The sequence below is a fragment of the Thioalkalivibrio sp. ALJ15 genome, from assembly GCF_000383695.1.
Lineage (GTDB): Bacteria > Pseudomonadota > Gammaproteobacteria > Ectothiorhodospirales > Ectothiorhodospiraceae > Thioalkalivibrio.
In genome coordinates, this window is sequence record NZ_KB912058.1 from 58,617 (window position 1) to 79,314 (window position 20,698).

General features: G+C 66.7%; 15 protein-coding genes and 1 pseudogene. 12 read left to right on the forward strand and 4 right to left on the reverse strand.

Features of this window, described 5'->3' with window-relative positions:
* Window positions 1-68 precede the first annotated feature (68 nt).
* On the forward strand, window positions 69-278 hold the full coding sequence (locus tag G015_RS0107075) for a hypothetical protein (RefSeq protein WP_018138645.1): 210 nt from the start codon (window positions 69-71) through the stop codon (window positions 276-278).
* Window positions 279-394: 116 nt separating this feature from the next.
* Here G015_RS0107075 and rpmG read toward each other — a convergent pair whose 3' ends face one another.
* The 3 genes and pseudogenes from rpmG to G015_RS13615 form a co-directional block, all read right to left on the reverse strand.
* Window positions 395-565 carry a 50S ribosomal protein L33 gene (gene rpmG, locus G015_RS0107080; protein WP_012983362.1) on the reverse strand — a complete coding sequence of 57 codons (171 nt, stop codon included), beginning with the start codon at window positions 563-565 and terminating at the stop codon, window positions 395-397.
* 10 nt (window positions 566-575) lie between these two features.
* Window positions 576-812 carry a 50S ribosomal protein L28 gene (rpmB, locus tag G015_RS0107085; protein ID WP_012983361.1) on the reverse strand — a complete coding sequence of 79 codons (237 nt, stop codon included), beginning with the start codon at window positions 810-812 and terminating at the stop codon, window positions 576-578.
* A gap of 74 nt (window positions 813-886) precedes the next feature.
* A pseudogene (locus tag G015_RS13615) lies at window positions 887-2,624 on the reverse strand (putative bifunctional diguanylate cyclase/phosphodiesterase).
* A gap of 182 nt (window positions 2,625-2,806) precedes the next feature.
* Between G015_RS13615 and G015_RS0107095 the strand changes: the two are divergent.
* The 11 genes from G015_RS0107095 to G015_RS0107145 all read left to right on the forward strand — a co-directional run bounded on the left by G015_RS0107095 (window position 2,807) and on the right by G015_RS0107145 (window position 19,606).
* The gene (locus G015_RS0107095) at window positions 2,807-3,766 is read left to right on the forward strand and encodes a LysR family transcriptional regulator (protein WP_018138647.1); all 960 of its coding nucleotides are present in this window, start codon (window positions 2,807-2,809) and stop codon (window positions 3,764-3,766) included.
* Window positions 3,763-4,506, forward strand: a complete 744-nt coding sequence (locus tag G015_RS0107100) for a type 1 glutamine amidotransferase (RefSeq protein WP_018138648.1) — start codon at window positions 3,763-3,765, stop codon at window positions 4,504-4,506. The genes G015_RS0107095 and G015_RS0107100 overlap by 4 nt, the downstream gene beginning before the upstream one ends.
* Window positions 4,507-4,520: 14 nt before the next feature.
* Window positions 4,521-4,997, forward strand: coding sequence for a hypothetical protein (locus G015_RS0107105; protein ID WP_018138649.1), 477 nt, complete (start codon window positions 4,521-4,523; stop codon window positions 4,995-4,997).
* Window positions 4,994-6,112 carry an AI-2E family transporter gene (locus tag G015_RS0107110; protein WP_018175419.1) on the forward strand — a complete coding sequence of 373 codons (1,119 nt, stop codon included), beginning with the start codon at window positions 4,994-4,996 and terminating at the stop codon, window positions 6,110-6,112. The genes G015_RS0107105 and G015_RS0107110 overlap by 4 nt, the downstream gene beginning before the upstream one ends.
* An 81-nt stretch (window positions 6,113-6,193) precedes the next feature.
* Complete coding sequence (gene rng, locus G015_RS0107115; protein ID WP_018138651.1) at window positions 6,194-7,720, forward strand: ribonuclease G; 1,527 nt, start codon at window positions 6,194-6,196, stop codon at window positions 7,718-7,720.
* 153 nt (window positions 7,721-7,873) lie between these two features.
* The gene (locus G015_RS0107120; protein ID WP_020146370.1) at window positions 7,874-11,776 is read left to right on the forward strand and encodes a YhdP family protein; all 3,903 of its coding nucleotides are present in this window, start codon (window positions 7,874-7,876) and stop codon (window positions 11,774-11,776) included.
* 11 nt (window positions 11,777-11,787) lie between these two features.
* A complete protein-coding gene (locus tag G015_RS0107125; RefSeq protein WP_038038394.1) occupies window positions 11,788-12,618 on the forward strand; it encodes a carbon-nitrogen hydrolase family protein in 831 nt (276 codons plus the stop codon).
* 103 nt (window positions 12,619-12,721) lie between these two features.
* Window positions 12,722-14,164, forward strand: coding sequence for a metalloprotease TldD (tldD, locus tag G015_RS0107130; RefSeq protein WP_018138653.1), 1,443 nt, complete (start codon window positions 12,722-12,724; stop codon window positions 14,162-14,164).
* Window positions 14,165-14,210: 46 nt separating this feature from the next.
* Window positions 14,211-14,474 (forward strand): hypothetical protein, encoded by a 264-nt coding sequence (locus tag G015_RS0107135; protein WP_012983351.1) that lies wholly within the window; start codon window positions 14,211-14,213, stop codon window positions 14,472-14,474.
* Between the two features lie 86 nt (window positions 14,475-14,560).
* The gene (gene pmbA / locus G015_RS0107140; protein ID WP_018138654.1) at window positions 14,561-15,934 is read left to right on the forward strand and encodes a metalloprotease PmbA; all 1,374 of its coding nucleotides are present in this window, start codon (window positions 14,561-14,563) and stop codon (window positions 15,932-15,934) included.
* A gap of 183 nt (window positions 15,935-16,117) precedes the next feature.
* Window positions 16,118-19,606: an EAL domain-containing protein gene (locus G015_RS0107145; RefSeq protein ID WP_020146371.1), complete on the forward strand. Its 3,489-nt coding sequence runs from the start codon at window positions 16,118-16,120 to the stop codon at window positions 19,604-19,606.
* 254 nt (window positions 19,607-19,860) lie between these two features.
* Here the strand turns inward: G015_RS0107145 and G015_RS0107150 are convergent, their stop codons facing one another.
* Entirely contained in the window at window positions 19,861-20,691 is an 831-nt protein-coding gene (locus tag G015_RS0107150) for a symmetrical bis(5'-nucleosyl)-tetraphosphatase (protein WP_018138656.1), read from the reverse strand.
* Window positions 20,692-20,698 lie beyond the last annotated feature (7 nt).

Consider the following 20,698-nt stretch of genomic DNA (forward strand, 5'->3'; position numbering starts at 1 on the left):
GCTTTGCCAGTTGATGAACGAGGCGGCCCGATCTGCGCGTGGCCGGCCCGGGAGAGAGCGAACACATCATGGAGTCGATTGATGCGCCGTTTGGTGAGGTCGTGGAGTTGCGGCAGATCCTGCACGACTCGGGAGTCCCTCTCCTGAGAGTTATTATCCGCGATGGCGGCCGTTACACCAAGATCGAACTGGATCCGGCAACCGCCCATCAGTGGGGACGCATGATGATGCGCTGGGCAGAGACGGCGGCACAGCAGGGAGCGGCCGGGGAAGGATAGGCTCCGAATGAGTGGTGCCCGTGATGGTGCGCCCACTCGAGGCCACAGGAAATAAAAAAGCCCGGCCAAGCCGGGCTTATAGCTCTGCCATCAGGCGCTCTCGCGCCGGGCAGGGATTACTTGATCTTGGCTTCCTTGTACATCACGTGCTTGCGGATGACGGGATCGAACTTCTTGATCTCCATCTTTTCGGGCATGTTCCGCTTGTTCTTCGACGTGGTGTAGAAGTGACCGGTGCCGGCGGAGGACACCAGGCGGATCTTGTCGCGTGCGCTCTTCGCTGCCATGGGTAGCTCCTTACACCTTTTCGCCGCGTGCGCGGCAGTCCGCGAGCACCGCATCGATGCCCAGCTTGTCGATGATCCGCATGCCCTTGCTGCTCACGCGCAGCCGCACGAAGCGGTTCTCGCTCTCCACCCAGAAGCGGTGGGTGTGCAGATTGGGCAGGAAACGCCGCCGCGTCTTGCGGTGGGCGTGGGATACGTTGTTACCAGTCGCCGGGCGCTTGCCGGTCACCTGACATACTCGGGCCATCTCGGGGACTCCGGAAATTGGGTCTAGCAAAAGACGGCGGATCTTAGCCCAGTCGGCGGCCGGGCGCAAGATCATCACGGATCGTCCTGCTCCAGTGCGCACTCGCGCCGCAACGAGGGCTCGACCGTCTGATGGCGTGCCCATTGCAGTGCCTCGCCGAAGGGCATGGGGCGGGCGACCCCGAAGCCCTGGACGGCGTCGCAGCCCAGTTCGCGCAGCATGGCGAGGGTCTGGCTGTCTTCCGCGCCTTCGGCAATCACCTTCAGGCCAAGGTCGTGTGCGAGGCCCACGGCCGCGCGGGTGATCTGCTCGTCCACCCTCTGAGTGGCCATGTGGGAGACGAAGGTTTGATCGACCTTGAGGGTCGTCACCGGGAGTCGCCTCAGGTAGGCAAGAGAGGAATATCCGGTGCCGAAGTCGTCGATGGAGAGTGCGAGCCCGCGCTCTGTCAGACGCCGCAGGGCCTCGATGACTTGATCAGGATCGGCCATCAGGGCCGTCTCGGTGAACTCGATTTCCAGCGCGCAGGGCGGGAGACCGGCGGCTTCTATGCGCTCGATAATGGTTTGTGCAAAGTCGGGATCGAGGAAGTTGCGCGCCGAGACATTGATACTGACCGGGGCCTGGATGCCTTGCTCGCGCAGCACGAGGAGGTCGGCGATCGCCAGGTCCAGCACCTTGAGCGTCAGGGCGTGGATGAGCCCGGTGCGTTCGGCTTGTGCAATGAACCGGTCCGGCGGTACCTGTCCTCGGTGCGGGTGCTGCCAGCGTAACAGGGCCTCGAAGCCGCACAATTCGTCACGCCGCAGGGTGACCTTGGGCTGGTAGTACAGCTGGAACTGGTCGTCCTCCAGGGCGCTTTGCAGCTCGCCCAGAAGCTCCACGGTCTGGCGGCCGGCGTCGTTGCTGCGTCGGTCGTAGGTGCGGTAGCGCCGGCCCGACTGACTGGCCTCGTGCATCGCCATCCAGGCCTTGGTCAGCAGGCTTTGCGGGTCGTCCTGTTCGTGGAACGGAAAAGAGGACACCCCGGCGTGGGCCCCGACGTAAACCGGCAGCCCGAGCACCTCGAACGGCGCCTGCAACTCTTCCACGGCCTCCTGTGTGGTGGCCAGGCACTCCTGGCGGCTGCGGTGGGGCAGCAGCAGGGCGAAGTGGTCGTCGTGGATATGGTAGACGAGCGTGTCCGGACTCCCGGCGACGGCCTGAAGTCGTTCGGCAATCCCCATCAGCAGGGGTCTCTCCGCGGCGAAGCCCAGGGCGCTGATCGTGTCCGCATAATTGTCCATTTGCAGGCTGATCACGAATACCCGGGTCGCGGGCTGCTCCGAGCCCTCCGCCTGGGCCATCAAATGGCGGATATGCTGTTCCAGTGACTCGCGATTGGGCAGGCCGGTCACGGGGTTGTGGTAGGCCTGATCGAACAGCCGCGCTGCGTGCTGGCGCAGCTGGGAGAACAGCCAGCCGCTGAACCCCCCCCAGCACCAGATAGATCCCTGCCCGCGTTGCCCAGTTGAGGGTCGGCTGTGCAATACCTTCGTCCACGTTCAGGGGCATGAGAGGCCCCAGCAGAAGCCCGGCGAGCAGGCCGAAGGCCAGTCCGCCCCACAGGCCCATCAGGGCGGCGCCCAGCAGTACCGGGATCAGGATGAAGTTGAGATAGGCCGTGCTGGTGCCGCCAGTCTGATAGACCAGCAGTGTGATGCCGGCCATCAGGATCAGGACCAGGCCCACGCCGGTCAGGCGCCAGGCGCCGGTTACCCCGAGCCAGGATTCGGGACGCCAGGGTCGGTCAAACTCCGAAAGCTGCTCCATGCGCGTTCCTTGCTGGAATGAGTTTTGTCAGCCTGTCCCTCTTTACAAATTGATTCCCGTGAGACTGGTGAGTTCATTCCCCGGTCACTGGTGGGTGCCAGTCGCTCATGGGTGTGCCTCTGGCTGTCCCCCTTGCGAGTGGCTTGGTAGCATGCCGAATCGTACGGGTTGCGGAGTGGTGCATGGCCGATAGACGCTTGCAGGTCTTTCTTACGGTGGCGCGCCTGCTGTCCTTTACCAGGGCGGCCGAGGTCCTGCATATGACCCAGCCGGCAGTCACCTTCCAGGTGCGCCAGTTGGAGGAACAGCTGGAGACGCGGCTGTTCGACCGTAACCACAATCGGGTGACCCTGACCGAGGCCGGGCGTCTGGTGCAGCGCTATGCCGAGCGCATCTTCGATACCTACGGCGAGCTGGAGGCCGCGCTGCGCGAGCTGAAGGGTGCTGACGGCGGGGCGATCGTGATCGGCGCGAGCATGACGGTGGCCGAGTACATGCTGCCGGCCCTGCTCGGGGCCTTCCGTCGGGCACACCCGGATATCGGTATCCGGCTGCGTGTCGGCAACACCGAGAATGTCGTCGCGATGGTTGAAGAGGGCAGTGTTGACCTGGGGATCGTCGAGGCGCCGGTGAGCCATCGCACCCTGCTGGTACAGCCCTGCACGGTGGACCAGTTGCGCCTGATCGTGCCGCCGGAGCACGAACTGGCCAGCCGCAAGAGTGTGCGGGTCGCGGAGTTCGTCGAGCAGCCATTCATATGCCGCGAGGAGGGTTCCGGGACCCGCGAGGTCATCATGGAGTACCTTGGGCGGTCCGGTTACGACCGCAATACCCTGCGCGGGTGTATGGAACTCGGCAGCCCCGAGGCCATCAAGGGCGCCGTGGCGGCGGGCATGGGCGTGTCGGTACTGTCCGAGGCCGTGGTCGCCAAGGAACTGACACTGGGCGAGCTGGCGGCGATCCCGCTGGACCCGCCGCTGGAACGCCCGATCTCGCTGGTGCATGCGCGCCAGCAGTTCCGCGTGCCGACGCTGGAGGTGCTGATGCAGTTCCTGCGCGGCTACTGCACGGGCCTGGGGCCCGGCGCTGCCGAGGGTGACCCCGCGAACACAGAATCCAATCGAATAGAAGACGCGACATGAAGAATTACTGCGTAGTGCAGCATAGCTATTCCGAGTTTCTCGGCCTGATCGAATCGCAGCTCGAAAAGCGCGATATCGGCTTTTCCTATTACCGGCCTTTTGTCGGCCAGGACCTCCCCGGGTCGGCGGCCCAGTTTGACGGCCTGTGGCTGCTCGGTGGTGCCTGGCCGACCGCGGACCATGAAGAAAACCCGCAGGTCCCCGACGAGCTGGCGCTGATTGATATCTTCCGCCGTTCGCAGCGCCCGGTCGTGGGGCTGGGCATGGGCGGGCTGCTGGTAGCCGAACAGGCTGGTGGCACCGCGCATGAGGACCCGATGTACCGGGCCCGTTTCGTGACTGCGCACAAGACCGCGGCCGGCGAGGGCGACGACCTGGCCGAGGCCCTGGACGGGCGTCGCGTGCTGCAGCTGGTCAACGGCCGCGTGGATCTGCCGGAGGGGCTGGAGCCGGTCCTGGTGGACGACGATGGTGACTGGCTGGCGGTCCGGCCGGACAAGCTGACCTACGGCCTGCTGTTCCGGCCGGAAATGAAGCCGGGCATGCTGGAAGACATCATCATGGAGGCCAAGCACAACCCGCCGCCGAACATGGGCGAGTTGCTGGGCGAGGCGCGCATGGAATGGGGTGACATGCAAAAGGTCACCGAGGACGTGATCGTTGCCCTGGTGAAGGAGCTCGGCCTGATGCAGGAGCGGCGCAAGATGCCCGTGTTCAGCCTGAAGATCGAGAACGAGTAGGCATGCTCCCTCCGATGGGCAGTCCCGGCGGGCTGGGCGGGGGCGATGTCGCCTCCGCCCTGGCCCGTGGCAAGAAGAAAAAGGACGACCCGGCGCGCGAGCTGGCCGAGATCGCGTCACGCCTGTCGCCCGAGGATCAGGCCAGCCTGCTGAAATTCGCGCGATTCCTTGAACAGGAGTCGCCGGCCCCGGCACCGGAACCGGTGCCCGAGCCGGAGCCGATTCCGCGCCCGGAGCAGGAGTCGGTGGTCAAGGCGATGCGCCGGCTGTCGGCGACCTATCACATGCTGGATCGCTCCAAGCTGCTCAACGAGACCTCGGCGCTGATGGCCCAGCATGTGATGCAGGGGCGTTCGGCGGTGGAGGTGATCGACGAGCTGGAGGTTGTGTTCCAGACCCACTACGAAAAGGTACTGGCCGAGGACCCGATGCGCCAGGGCGAGGATACTCAGGCGAACGGTGGTTCGGCTGACGGGGACGAGTCGCGATGATCGACGTCCTGCGCGAGTGGTACCGGCGGCACTTCACCGACCCTCAGGTAGTGATCCTGGCGTTCCTGCTGCTGGCGGGGTTCCTGATTATCGTCTTCGCCGGGCGCATTCTCGCGCCGCTGCTCGCTTCGCTGATTATCGCCTACCTGCTGGAGGGGGCGGTGCAAAAGCTGATACGCCTGCATGTTCCACGCCTGCTGGCGGTCACGATCGTGCTGATCGTTTTCCTGGCGCTGACGGTGGCTGCCCTCTTTAGTGTCGTGCCGCTGATGTCGGCCCAGGTGACGCAACTGGTGCGCGAACTGCCGGGCATGATCCGCGAGGGGCAGGCGCTGCTCCTGCAGCTGCCCGAGCGATATCCGCAACTGATTACGGACGAGCAGGTGCGCGATCTGATGGGCGCCATCCAGGCCGAGGCCACCATGCTAGGACAGCGCGTCGTCTCGTTCTCGCTGGCCAGCGCCCGGCATCTGGTGGATGTTGTGATCTACCTGATCGTGGTGCCGCTGATGGTCTTTTTCATGCTGAAGGACCGCGACTTGATCCTCGACTGGGTACGCAGCTTCATGCCGCGCGACTCGCACCTGGCCAGCGAGGTGTGGCGCGAGGTCAACGTGAAGATCGCCAGCTACGTGCGCGGCAAGTTCATCGAGATCCTGATCGTCTGGGCAGTGAGCTTTTTGACCTTCAACTGGTTCGGGCTGGAATACGCCGTGCTGCTGTCGTTCATGGTCGGCATCTCAGTGATCATCCCGTATATCGGGGCGGCAGTGGTGACGATCCCGGTGGCCGCGGTGGCCTACTTCCAGTTCGGGCTGTCCAGCGAGTTTGCGTGGCTGCTGATCGCCTACGGGGTGATCCAGTTCCTGGACGGCAATGTGCTCGTGCCACTGCTGTTCTCCGAGGTGGTCAATCTGCACCCGGTCGCGATTATCGCGGCGGTGTTCGTGTTCGGTGGCATCTGGGGGCTGTGGGGCGTGTTCTTCGCGATCCCGCTGGCGACCCTTGTGCACGCGGTGATCAAGTCCTGGCCGCGCACCGACAAGCTCGAGGCCAGGCGCGAGGCGGAGCAGCAGTCTGCCACGGGCGAACCCGCCGAAGCCGACTCCAAGTAGCCCCGTCGGGCCGGCGTTCCGCGTCTGCGCGGGAGGCCGGCGTGGCTTGCACATTCACAACAACAAGAAGAAAAACCCAGCATGACCGGTACCGAAATCCTGATGAACGTCACCCCCCAGGAAAGCCGCGTGGCCCTGGTCGACAACGGCGTTCTGACCGAACTGCACCTGGAGCGGGCCCGTCGGCGCGGGATCGTCGGCAACATCTACAAGGGTCGTGTCGTGCGCGTGCTCCCGGGCATGGACGCGGCCTTCGTGGACATCGGCCTGGATCGTACGGCCTTTCTGCATGCCTCCGACGTGGCCCCGGTGGAGCGTGAAGAGCTTAATGGCCCAGGAGTGGGCAATGGGGCGGGCAATGGCGCCGGAAACGGCGGCGGCAATGGTTCCGGCCGTGCCGAGACCATCCGCGAGTTGCTGCGCGAAGGCCAGGATGTCCTGGTGCAGGTGATCAAGGACCCGCTGGGCACCAAGGGCGCCCGGCTGACGACCTACATCACCGTGCCGTCCCGCCATCTGGTGCTGATGCCGAATCAGAGCAATGTCGGCGTATCCACGCGTATCGAGGACGAGGGCTCGCGCAGTCGTCTGCGCGAGAAGGTGGAGGCGCTGCGCGACGAGATCGCCCCGCAGCATGGCTTTATCGTGCGCACCGCGGCGGAGCTGGTGGACGACGAGGCCCTGGAAAACGACACGGCCTTCCTGAAGAAGGTCTGGGACAGCATTCAGCTCGCCGCCGCCGAGGCCAGTGCGGGGGAGGAGGTCTACGCCGACCTGCCGCTGGTGCTGCGCATCCTGCGCGACATGGTCGGGGTCGAGATCGAGCGCATCCGTATCGATTCACGCGAGACCTACCAGAAGGTGTGCGAGTTCGTCGCACAGTACCTCCCGGAGCTGGTCGGGCGGATCGAGCATTACCCTGGCGAGCGCCCGATCTTCGATCTGTTCAATGTCGAGGAGGAGATTCAGCGGGCGCTGGAGCGCAAGGTCGAGCTGAAGTCCGGGGGCTACCTGATCTTCGACCAGACCGAGGCGATGACCACGGTGGATATCAATACCGGCGGTTTCGTCGGGCATCGCAAGCTGGAAGAGACGATCTTCAAGACCAACCTCGAGGCGGCCCAGGCGATCGGGCGCCAGCTGCGCCTGCGCAATCTCGGCGGGATCATCATCATCGATTTCATCGACATGCAGGACGACGAGCACAAGCGCCAGGTGATCCGCGCGCTGGAGAAGGCGCTCGAACGCGATCACGTGAAGACGCAGATCTGCGATGTCTCGCCACTGGGGCTGGTGGAGATGACGCGCAAGCGAACGCGCGAGAGCCTGGAACACCAGCTCTGCGAACCGTGTCCAACCTGTGCGGGGCGCGGCTATCTGAAGTCGGCCGAGACCGTTTGCTACGAGCTGTTTCGCGAGATCCTGCGCGAGGTACGTCAGTACGACGCGCGCGAACTGCGCGTGCTCGCCTCGCAGAACGTGATCGACCTGCTTCTGGACGAGGAATCGGCGAGCCTGGCGGAGCTGCAGAGCTTTGTCGGTATCCCGATCCGTTTCCAGGTGGAGACGCTATATACCCAGGAGCAGTTCGACGTGGTTTTCATCTAGGTGGTTTTGTTCTAGCCAGGGAAACGCTGGGTAAACGAGCCCCCAGCCAGGAACGGAGGAGGAAACGGACGGCGTGACAGCGATGCACGGGCCCAGACAGCGCAGGGGTCCCGGCACACCGGGCCGGCGGTGTTGCGGCCGGTCGGGGCTGAAATGAGAGCCCTGTCACACTCCGTTCGTGTCGCTGTTGGCGTCCTCCTGCTGCTGATTGCGCTGGCTGCGCTTGCCTTGCTGTCTCTGCGCCTGACGGTGGCCCACTGGGACGGGCTGGGCGAGTGGGTGGAGACCACGGCCAGCGCGCAGCTGGGTTACCCCGTTCGCACGGACGAGATCGAACTGGGCTGGTCCGGCTGGTCGCCGGCGCTGGTTGCCCGGGGGGTGAGCGTCGACCTGTCCGGCGAGGAACCGCTGCATCTCGAACGCCTGCGCCTGTCACTCAGCGCCGGAGCGACGCTGCGAAGCCGTTTTCCGTCGATGCAGATCGAAGTGGCCGGCACCGAGGTCCGGGTGGTCCGCGAGGCCGATGGCGCGATTCACGTACACGGCTACGAGGTGGGGCTGGGCGACGGCGCCTTGCTGGAGATCCCGGTGGAGCGCTGGCCGGATCTCGAGGCGAGCGAGGTGCGCATCACCTGGGAAGACCGCGGGGCCGCGCTGGAGTCGGTCCTGGACGTGCGGCGCCTGGCCGTGCGGACGGACGCCCGGGGCCGGCTGCGAGTCTTCCTCGATGGCGCCATGCAGGGGGCGGCCGACGGTGACTTCATCCTGGGAGTGGAGGTGCCGGATGCGACCGCCCGCGATGCACGTTTCTTCCTCGATACCCAACCGGTGGCACTGGGCGCCTGGTCTCCCTGGCTGGTGCGCCTGGGCTGGGAGCCGCCTCCTGGCACGACCGCTCTGCGCCTGTGGGGCGAGATCGACGATGGCCGTGTGGTCGCGCTGCGCGGCGAGCACGACACCCAGCTGGACGGAGCCGGGGGCGAGCCGGGGGGCGCCTTTGGTCATCGCTTCGACTGGCGGGTGCGCGGCGCCGCCCATGAATCCAACTGGACCGCGACGCGCCCGGGGTCGGGCGATCTGCGCCTGCGCTATACGCTCGGGGGGGAACCCGAGGCCCTGATCGTCGAGGCGCTGGAACTCGCGGCGCGGGACCTGGAGGTGGAGCCCTATGCGCCGCTGTTGTTCCTGGTAGAGCAGCGCGCGCCCGAGCTGGCCGCCCCCCTGCGCGAGGTGCGCCCGCGCGGACGGCTCGGCGATGCCTGGGTGCGGGCGCGGCATGACGGGGAACGCCTGGAGCCGGCAGAGGGGCTGGCGCAACTGCGCGATCTGCAATGGCATGCGGGCGATTACGGGCCGGGCGTGCAGGGGGTCGACGGGGAGGTCTCCTGGCGCGAGGGCGGGTTGGAGCTCGACCTCGACAGCCGCAATGTGCGCTTCGAGATGCCGACCCTGTTTGATGACCCCCTGTGGGTCGAGACGGTGCGCGGGCGGCTGCGGGCCGAGCGCAGCGAGGCGGGTGACTGGCGCATCGCCGGGGAGGGGCTCGATGTCGCGAACGAGCACGCGGCGGCGCGCGGACGCATGCGGCTGTTGTTCGACGGACACGAGTCGGGCCCGCGCGTGGACCTGGCGCTGGATATCCTGCGCGCCGACGGCGACTACACCCAGCGTTATCTGCCCATCCACCTGTTGCCATCCAATACCTACCAGTGGCTGGCGGAGAGCATCCAGACGGGGGTCTCCGACGGGGGCGGTATGGTCTATCGCGGCCGTGGCCGCGACTTCCCGTTTACGGATCAGTCGGGTGTGTTCGACCTGTGGGCGGATATCGAGGAAGGCCGGCTCGATTACGAGCCCGGCTGGCCGGTGGCGGAGGACTTGCGCGGGCGCCTGCTGTTCCACAACGCGAGTTTCCGCGCGACCGATGTCTCGGGACGCATCCTCGATACGGCGGTCCACGGCACCGAGGTGTGGATCGACGACATGATGGACACCCCGGTCCTGGAAATCGAAGGGACGGGCGACGGCACCGCACAGGACCTGCTGCTGTACCTGCGTCAGGCCGGGTTGCTGGAGGACGCCGCCGAGATTCGCGATGCGGCCATGATCGAGGGGCCCACGCGTCTGGCCCTGGGCATTACCCTGCCGCTCGACGAGGACCGCCTGCAGGATGTCCGTGTGCAGGGACAGCTGGACCTGCTGCACACGCGGGCCGAAGTCGCCGGCTGGCCGACCGGCTTCGAGGCCGTGGAGGGTGCGGTGCATTTTGATACCCACGACCGGGTATGGGCCGATGATGTGCAGGCACGAGTCCATGGAGAGTGGATCAATGTCAGCGCCGACTGGCCGCTGAACGGCGAGGAGGCCACGATTCGCGCCCATGGCCCCCAGCCGCTGGAACCGTGGCTGGAGGAGATACCCGCCCTGCAGCCATATCTGGAGGGGCGCGCGACCTGGGATGCGACCCTGCGGCTGGGGGATGCCATCGATGGCGTGCGTCTCGACCTGAGCTCGGATCTGGTCGGCGTCGGGATCGACTGGCCCAGCCCGATTGGCAAGGAACCCGATGAGCGGCGCCCACTGGAGGTAACGCTCCCGTTCGGTCACAGCCGGGCGGGCATCGGGCATGTGCGGCTGGGCGAGACCTTGCGGGCCCACCTGCGCCTGAGCCCAAGTCAGGCACCGGACGACCCGGATGCGCGCGGGGTGGATCCACAGACCGCTGCGGCCGGAACGGACGTGCAGGCCATGGCGCTGGAGATAGGCATCCCGGCCGCAACCCTGCTCTCGCTTCCGGGCGAGGGCCTCTCGGTGCGGGCGCGGTTGCCGGAGCTGGAGGTCCAGCCCTGGCTGGAGGCGCTGGCCGAGGCGCCCTGGGCGCGGGATGTGGATCTGGGGGATGTGGAAGCCGCAGATGGCAGCGGCGGCCTCAGCCTGCAGCGGATCGAGCTGGACGTGCGCGATCGTATCCGCTGGGGCGAGCTGGAGATCCCGGGTACGCGCCTGCAGGGGCAGCGTCGTGACGAGGGCTGGGACCTGGAGGCCCAGTCTGCCTGGCTGGCGGGAAGCGCCTCCTGGCGTGCGTCCGGCGATGGCCGTGACCGCTGGCAGGCGCGCCTGCGTCATTTGATCCTCGAGGACGTGGAATTTGATGGCGAGCCGGACAGCGATACGACCGTTCGGGCTGTCGAGGGAGGGGGGCTGGAGGACCCGCGGGAGTGGCCGGGGGTGGATCTGATCCTGGACCGGCTGCAAGTCGGCGAGTACCGCCTGGCCGATGTCCACCTGGCACTGGAGCCCGTGGACCAGGGTCTGCGGGTGGAGAGCCTGCGCGCCCGCGGCCCGGACGGCGATTTGCGGGCGCAAGGGACTGGCCATTGGCATGTCCTCGCCGACGGACGGCCCGACAGCCGTCTGGATGTCCGGCTGTCTGGTGATGACTGGGGAGGGGCCCTGTCATCGGCACGGCTCTCCCGCGCACTGGTGGGGGGCGAGGGGGAGGGTCGACTGGACCTGTCCTGGCCTGGTCCGCTGTATGCACCGCGCCTGGCGTTACTGGTCGGGACGATGGAGCTGGAACTCGAAGATGGCCGCCTGGCGGATGTCGAGCCGGGGGCAGGGCGCCTGCTGGGGCTGGTGAGTCTGGATGTGTTGCCGCGACGTCTGCGGCTCGATTTCCGTGACGTGTTCACGGAAGGACTTTCGTTCGATCGGCTGGAGGCGACCGCGACGCTGCAAGATGGCAATCTGCACGTCCCCGATCTGGAGATGCGGGGCCCATCCGCGCGCGTACGACTGAGCGGTCGCACCGGCCTGGTCGCGCGCGATTACGATCACCACATCGTGGTGGTGCCGAGTCTGCGTACCGCACTGCCGATCGTCGGGGCCCTGGTCGGCGGTCCGGTAACCGGGGTGGTGGTACTGTTGGCGGAACGAGTGCTGGGGATTGGGGATCAAATCGAAGAGGCCGCTCGCGTGGAATATCGCGTCACCGGTCCGTGGGACGACCCGGAGGTGCAGACCCTGGTTCAGCCCGCCACTGACAACGACGACTAGCGGATGTACCGATGACACAGGTAGCGGCAATACAGATGGCCTCCGGGCCTCAGCCCCAGGCAAACCTGCTGGAGGCCAAGCGCCTGCTGCAGGAGGCCGCGGACAAGGGGGCCCGTCTGGCGGTGCTGCCTGAGAACTTCGCGTTCATGGGGATGCAGGAGTCGGACATCCTGGGCATCGCCGAGGTCGCCGACGGGGCGGGGCCGCTGCAGGCCTTCCTCGCCGAGCAGGCCCGTCGCCTGGGGTTGTGGATTGTCGGTGGCACCGTGCCGCTACAGACCGAGGACGGGGGGCGCGTGCGCTCCGCCTGCCTGGTGTTCGACGACCAGGGCCAGCAGGTCGCACGTTACGACAAGATCCACCTGTTCGACGTGCAGTTACCAGACAGCAGCGAGGCCTACACGGAATCGAAAGTATTCGAACGGGGCGACGAGGTGGTGGTCGTGGATACCCCTGTGGGGCGCATGGGGCTCGCGATTTGCTATGACCTGCGCTTCCCGGAGCTGTTTCGGGCCCTGCTGGACCAGGGGGCTGACTGGGTCGCGCTGCCGGCGGCGTTTACCGCGCAGACCGGCCAGGCTCACTGGGATGTCCTGCTGCGTGCCCGCGCGATCGAGAACCAGTGCTATATGCTTTCGTCGGCCCAGGGCGGGTTCCACGTGAACGGTCGCGAGACCCATGGGCACAGCGCCCTGGTCGACCCTTGGGGCCGGGTCGTGAATCAGTTGCAGCGCAACCCGGGTGTGCTGCTGGCCGATCTGGATCATGCCCAGGTCGAGCGCATCCGCACCGTGTTCCCCACCATCGAACATCGCCGCCTGGCCTGCCCGGGGACGGTCTAGTCCGAATGTCTGCGGCGGGCATAACCGCGTGGCGCGCGGGCTTGAAAGCCCGGCGCGGGCCCCAAGCTCCATACTGAACGCATTCCTGAACCCCGAGGATTCCATGATCGACAGCCTTGCCCAACAAACCCTGCTCGACCCGGCCGGTCTGGGCGACCACGAGCTGACCACCCTGCTCGGCACGACCTTTGGCCGCGGCGTGGACGGGGGCGACTGCTACTTCCAGTTTGCCTGCCAGGAGGGCTGGTCGCTGGAGGACGGCATCGTCAAATCGGCCAGCTTCAATATCGAGCGCGGCGTGGGTATCCGCGTGGTGCGTGGCGAGCAGACCGGTTTTGCCTATTCGGACGACATCGCGATGCCGGCCCTGCTGGATGCGGCCCGCACCGCGCGCAGCATCGCCGATGCGGGCCAGAGCGGGCGGGTCGCGGTCGCGAGCCGCATGCCGACTCGTCCGGCGCTTTACGCCCCCGAGAACCCCATGGATTCGCTGGACGAGCAGTCCAAGATCGACCTGCTCAAGGAAGTGGACGCCGCAGCACGCGCCGCCGATCCGCGCGTGACCCAGGTGATGTGCTCCCTCGCCGGGGTGCACGAGGTCGTCCTGGTACTGAATGCGCGTGGCGAGTTGACCACCGATGTACGCCCGCTGGTCCGCCTGAGCGTTCAGGTAATCGCCCAGCAGGGGGATCGCCGCGAATCCGGTAGCTCCGGGGGCGGCGGCCGCTTCGGTTATCGCTACTTCCTCGAGAATGACCGCGCGGCTGGCTATGCCCGCGAGGCGGTGCGCCAGGCCCTGGTGAATCTGGAGGCGCGTGACGCGCCGGCCGGCACGATGAAGGTCGTGCTGGGCCCGGGCTGGCCCGGTGTGCTGCTGCACGAGGCGATTGGCCACGGCCTGGAGGGCGACTTCAACCGCAAGGGGACCTCGGCCTTTTCCGGGCGTATCGGCGAGCGGGTGGCCGCAAAGGGCATCACCATCGTCGACGACGGCACGCTGGAGGGGCGCCGCGGTTCGCTGAACGTGGACGACGAGGGCACTGCGACGCAACAGACCGTGCTGATCGAGGACGGTATTCTGCGTGGCTACATGCAGGACGAGATGAATGCCCGACTGACGGGCGTCCAGTCGACCGGCAACGGCCGGCGCGAATCCTACGCCCATCTGCCGATGCCGCGCATGACCAATACCTACATGCTGGCGGGCGAGGCTGACCCGGAGGAGATCCTCGCCTCGGTGGAGGACGGCCTGTATGCGGTCAACTTCGGCGGCGGGCAGGTGGACATCACCTCCGGCAAGTTTGTCTTCTCCGCCTCCGAGGCCTATCGCGTCGAGAAGGGCAGGGTGACCTACCCGGTCAAGGGCGCGACCCTGATCGGCAACGGCCCGGACGTGCTCACCCGCGTCTCGATGGTGGGCAACGACATGCGCCTGGACCCCGGGGTGGGGACCTGTGGCAAGGAAGGACAAGGCGTGCCGGTAGGCGTGGGGCAGCCCACCCTGCGTATCGACGGCATGACCGTGGGGGGCACCCAGGCGGCCTGACGCCGGCCCGGCGTGCCCGCGGACGAGCAGCGACAAGGAGGCTTAGATGAAGCTGGATTTTCTGGATCAGGAACATTCCCTGCCCGAGGGACACGGCCACGACAAGATCGTGCAGTGGCATGTCTTCCGCGACCGCGAACGGGCCGAGCATTTCGCCGATCACGTCGAGCTGGGCGAGGGCCAGGAATTGGTTGGTGGCTGGACCCGTGACAGCGTTGGCAAGCTCTACTGGGTCGGCGTGCACGTCGAGGACCTGGAACGCTGGGGCAACGTTGGCGCCGTACACAAGCACACGGGCCGCCCCTCCTGAAGCCCCGCGGGGCTTCGCACACCACGGCGGGCCGGGATGAACCCGGCCCGCCGATTCTGTTGATCTGAAGGCAAACGGACGTCTGTATGAGCACATCCCCCGAACGCATGGCGCCGGATCTCGAGATCCAGGCCCTGTCCCATTCCGCCGACTCCCTGCAGGATCGCGTCCAGCGGACCCTGGACGTGGCCCGCGCGCAGGGGGCTTCGGATGTGCAGGCGGTGGTCAGCCACAGCGTCGGTCTGGAGCTCTCCGTGCGCAAGGGCGAGATCGAGACGCTGGAGTACGAACGCGACCAGAGCCTGTCGCTGATTGCCTACTTCGGCCAGTCGAAGGGGGCCGCCTCGACCACCGATTTCGGCGAGCAGGCCCTGCTGGATACGGTCGAGGCCGCCTGCCGCATCGCGCGCTACACCGAGCCGGACCCCTATGCCGGGATGCCCGATCCCGCGCTCAAGGCCGGGGAGTGGGATGACCTGGACCTCGACCACCCCTGGGACTGCGATGCCGAGCAGGCGACCGAACTTGCGCGTGCGATCGAGGCCGCGGGCTTTGCCGCCGATTCGCGGATCGAGAACTCCGAAGGCGCGAGCGTCAGCACCCGCCGGGCGATCGCCTTTCTCGGCGACTCGCAGGGCTTCATGGGCGGGTATCGCAGTACGCGTCACTCGATGTCCTGTGCCCTGGTGGCGCGCGACGATGCCGGCATGCAGCGCGACTATGCCTACACCGTGGCCCGCCACGCGGCGGATCTCGACGCCTGCGAGGCTATCGGGCGTCAGGCCGCCGAGCGCACCGTGCGGCGCCTGGGCGGGCGCAAGCTTTCCACGCGCAGCTGCCCGGTGCTGTTTGCCCCGGAGATGGCGCGCACGCTGATCGGCAGCTTTACCCGCGCGATCTCCGGCCCCGCACAGTACCGCCACAGCTCGTTCCTGCTGAATGCGGTCGGGGAGTCCGTGTTTCCCGACTGGATGCAGATCGAGGAACGCCCGCTGACGCCGCGCGCGCTCGGCAGTGCCCCGTTTGATGGCGAGGGCGTGCGTACGCGCAACCGTCCTCTGGTGTCTGATGGCGTACTGCAGAGCTATACCCTGGACAGCTACGCCGCCCGGCGCCTGGGACTGGAGAGCACTGGCAACGCGGGTGGCGCGCGCAACGTGACCGTCAAACCGGGCGAGCGGGACTTTGCCGCCCTGCTGGCCGAGATGGGCACGGGCTTTCTGGTGACCGAACTGATCGGCCAGGGTGTGAACGCGGTCACCGGCGACTATTCGCGCGGGGCGGCCGGCTTCTGGGTGGAGAATGGCGAGATCCAGTACCCGGTGGAAGAGATCACCATCGCCGGCAATCTCAAGGACATCTACCAGCGCATCGTCGCGGTGGGGACCGACGTCGACCGCCGGGGCAACATCCACACCGGCTCGATCCTGGTCGAATCGATGACCGTCGCCGGCGACTGACGACAGCGGCGCGCCCTGTCGTTTTCTGCTTCGCCTGGCCGCGACCCGGGCTCGGCCCGGGACCGGTGTTACCGGAATTTCTTTCGTGGTTAACTTGGCTCTGTTCACGGCCAGGGCGTTTTGTTGACGTTGATACCCTTCTTTCACCCGCGTACCCATGCTTCCGGACGCTATTCGTTCGCGGTGATCGTACTGGTTTTTGGCGGCGTGCTGACGCTGCTCGCGGCGCTTCAGGTCAAGCAGGTGCTGGATGCCGAGGCGACTGATCGCTTTGCGTTCGCCGCCGATCAGGTGACGATCCGGATCGAGGAGCGACTGGATGCCTACGCCTTGGTGCTGCGCGGGGCCGCAGGATTGTACGATGCCTCCGAGGAGGTCACGCGCGAGGAGTGGCGCGACTACGTGCGCAAGCTCCGGGTATCCGACACCCTCGAGCGCGTGCAGGGGATCGGTTTTTCACGCCTGTTGCGGCCCGACGAGTTGGCCGCACACATCGAGGAGATTCGGGTCGAGGGCTTCCCGGACTACACCGTGTTTCCGCCGGGTCCGCGCGAGACCTACTCCTCGATCGTCTACCTCGAACCTTTCGACGCCCGCAATCAGCGGGCCTTCGGCTATGACATGTTCTCGGAGCCGGTGCGCCGCGAGGCGATGACCCAGGCCCGGGATACCGGGCGTGCGGCGCTGACCGGGCGTGTGCAGCTGGTGCAGGAGACCGAGGAGGACGTGCAGGCCGGTACGCTGATGTACGTGCCCATCTATCGCATGGATATGCCCATCGATACGCCGGGGCAACGGGCCGAGGCCCTGAAGGGCTGGGCCTACAGTCCGTACCGCATGACGGACCTGATGACCGGCATCCTTGGTGACTGGGAACTGATGGAGGGCGAGGGCGTTGGGCTGCGCATCTATGACGGGCCCCAGGTGGATGACGACCGCCTGCTGTTCAGCAACAGCGGCATCGACTCGGAGGTCCCCAGCCGGTTTGCCCAGTCCCGCGAGATCGAGTTCAACGGCCGCATCTGGCGGCTGCAGTTCGATCACCAGGACCCGGATGCGGCGGTGGCCTACACCAGCGCCTGGGGCACGCTGGTGGCCGGGCTGGCGCTGAGCGGCCTGCTGTTCGGGCTGATCCTGTCGATCTCCGGCACCCGGGTGCGCGCCGAGGAGATCGCCCGGCGCCTGACCGACGAGCTCCGCGGGCAGGAGCAGCAGCTGCGCGAGAGCGAATTTCGCTGGCGCTTTGCCCTGGAGGGTTCGCGCAGTGGCCTCTGGGACTGGGATATCGCGCGGGACACGCTCTACTTCTCGCCCCGCTGGCGCGAAATCATGGGGGTGGTCGAGGCCGAACTCGGGGCCTCCCTGGAGGAATGGGAACGGCGCATCCATCCGGATGAAAAGGAGTCGGTGAAGGCCGCGCTGCGGGCCTATCTCGAGGGCCGGCGCGAACGCTACGTCCAGGAGTACCGGGTCCGGCACGCGGATGGTCACTGGATCTGGCTCGAGGATCGCGGCCTGATCGTCAGTCGCGATGCGGAGGACCGCCCGTTGCGGATGATCGGTACCTGCACCGACATCAGCGACCGCAAGAACGACGAGCTCGCCCTGCGCGCGGCCCATGCCGAGTCACAGCGCTTCCGTGATGCGCTGGACTATGTCTCCTCCTACATTTACATGAAGGACCCGCAGGGCCGATACACGTTTGCCAACAAGCCCTGCCTGCGCCTGTTCGGCGCGACGGAGGAGGATCTGCCCGGCAGCACCGACAGCCGTTTCTTCCCTCCAGACACGGTGCGCCGGTTGCGCAAGATCGACCACCGTGTGCTGGACGGCGACCAGACCACCGAGGAGATCGAGGTCATCGAGGAGGATGGCGGCCGCCGAGTGTATCTGGAGATCAAGACCCCGATCCGGGACGACAACGAGCCGGGCCAGATCATTGGCCTGCTGGGGATCTCGACTGATATCACCACCCTCAAGGAGCACGAGCGGCAGCTGGAACGGATCGCCCATTTCGATGCACTGACCGGTCTGCCCAATAGGGTGCTTCTGGCGGATCGCCTGCAGCAGGCCATGGCCCGCTCGCGGCGCCATGGCGAGCACCTGGCGGTCGTCTATCTGGACCTCGACGGGTTCAAACGAATCAACGACACCTTCGGGCATGCGGCCGGGGACCGGATGCTGGTGGAGGTCGCTGCGCGCATGAAGGCGGTCATGCGCTCGGAAGACACCCTCTCCCGCCTGGGTGGGGACGAGTTCGTCGCGGTGCTGATCGACGTCGGCGATCTGCACGGCTGCGAGGCCCTGCTGCAGCGGCTGCTGCAGGCGGCCGCGGAACCCATGCTGCTGGAAGACGACCGGTTGCAGGTCTCCGCCAGCCTCGGGGTGACCTTCTACCCGGAGGCGGACCAGGACCTGGATGCAGACCAGCTTCTGCGTCAGGCCGATCAGGCGATGTATCAGGCGAAGCTGTCGGGCAAAGGGCGCTTCCATGTGTTCGATGCCGAGCGCGACCGCTCGGCGCGCAGCCACCACGAGACCATCGAAGACATCCGCCGCGCGCTGGGGAACGAGGAATTCGTCCTGTTCTATCAGCCCAAGGTGAATATGCGCAGCGGCACGGTCATCGGGTTCGAGGCCCTGATCCGCTGGCAGCACCCGGAGTATGGCCTGCTGTCGCCCGGGGATTTCCTGCCCGAGATCGAGGACCATCCGCTGGCCGTTGATCTCGGCGAGTGGGTGATCGACCGGACCCTGCAGCAGCTGCGGGCCTGGGAGACCGTCGGGCTGTCCACACAGGTCAGTGTCAACATCGCGGCCTACCAGTTGCGCCAGCCGAACTTCGTCGAGCGCCTGGAGCGGCTGCTGCAGCACCATCCGGATCTCGCGCCCGGGCGCCTGGAGTTGGAGGTCCTGGAGACCAGTGCGCTGGGCGACATGGTGGAGATCTCCCGCCGCCTGGAGGGTTGCCGGGCCCTCGGGGTGGGCGTGTCGCTGGACGACTTCGGCACCGGCTACGCCTCGTTGACCTATCTCAAGCGCCTGCCGGCGGGGATGGTCAAGGTCGATCAGAGCTTCATCGGCGATATTCTGGATGATCCCGAGGATCTGGCGATTCTGGACGGGGTCCTGAGCCTGGCCGGGGCCTTCGGCCGGGAGGTGATCGCAGAGGGGGTGGAGACCATTGCCCATGGCGACATGCTGCTGGGCATCGGTTGCGATCTGGCCCAGGGCTACGGCATTGCGCATCCCATGCCGGCGGACCGGATCCCGGCGTGGGTGAACGAGTGGCAGCCACCGGCCCACTGGGCGGACCTGGCTCGGATCCATCGCGAGGCCATGCCTCTGATGTATGCCGCAGTCGCCCACCGGGCCTGGGTCATGCGTGCGGAGGCCTATCTGCAGGGGCAGACTTCTCAGCCGCCGTTATTGGCCGAGGATCGGGACGGATTCGTTCGCGGCCTCGAGCGTGCGGGCTCGCGGCGGGTGGACGAGGCCGAGGCCCTGCTTCAGAGGCACCAGGAGGTCCATGACCTGGCCGGCGAGCTGTTCGCCCTGCGTGAACGCGGTGAGGATAGCCGGGCTCTGGCGCGCCTGCACGAACTGCATGCGGCCCGCGATCGTCTGTTGGACGAACTCTCGGCGTATCTGCACTCGGTCCACGCGGGCTAGAGAAGCACTGATCCAAGTACAAGTCGCATCGGTGCCCGGGTTTTCCGAGGCAAGGCGTCTCGTGGAGCGCGTTACCCGCCCATTGTTGATCAAAAACGGGTGTGCGCACGGTGCTGCGGCTCCCTTGTGCAGATCGATTGCACGGTAGTCACCGCGCCTTGTTCGCACGCGAAAGCGACTCAAGTGCGAGCATGTGCATTGCTCAGTGTTTCCCTGGCGGACGCTCTTTGCGCCGCCGATGGCCACGCTGCGCCTTATTGGCTGCAGGCGGTCTGCCAGGTGCGTACCCGGAAGGGGTCGCGGGTCTCGTCGAGGCGCGCGATCGTCATTGTCCTGCCCCAGACGCAGCCACTGTCCAGTGACAGCCAGCCGGGTCCTCGGCGGTGACCGAGCGCGGCCCAGTGACCGAACACCAGGGACCAGCCTTCGCTTGGGCGGCCCGGCCAGGCAAACCACGGTGTCAGCGTTTCCGGGGCATCTTCCGGTGGCCCATTGCCTGAGAATTCCAGTCCGCCATCGGGCATCAGGTAGCGCATGCGGGTAAAGGAGTTGATCGTGAAGCGAAGGCGATCATATCCGGCCAGCTCCGGGTCCCAGTGGGCAGGCTCGTCGCCGTACATCACCTCGAACAGGGCATGGCGTCGCGCGGGGTCGCGCAGCTCGGCCTCCACCCGCCGGGCCTCGGTCTGCGCGGTTTCGAGATCCCAGCCCGGCGCAATGCCGGCATGCACCAGGGTCCAGCCAGCGTCGGAATCCGTGTGCAACAGGGGACGCTGCGCCAGCCAATCCAGCAGCTCGGCGGCATCCGGGGCGTCCAGCACGGGGCGCAGGGTGTCCTTGTTGCCGGGGGTGCGGACACCCTCGGCCGTGGCCAGCAGGTGCAGGTCGTGATTGCCCAGCACGGCGGTCGCGGCATCGCCCAGGGCGCGTACGTAGCGCAGGCAGCCAAGCGAGTCTGGTCCCCGGTTGACCAGGTCACCCACCAGCCACAGGTGATCCGTGGCGGGGTCGAAACGGACCTGCTCCAGCAGGCGTTCCAGCGGGTCCAGGCAGCCCTGGAGGTCACCAACCGCGTAAAGGGCCATGCCCTGG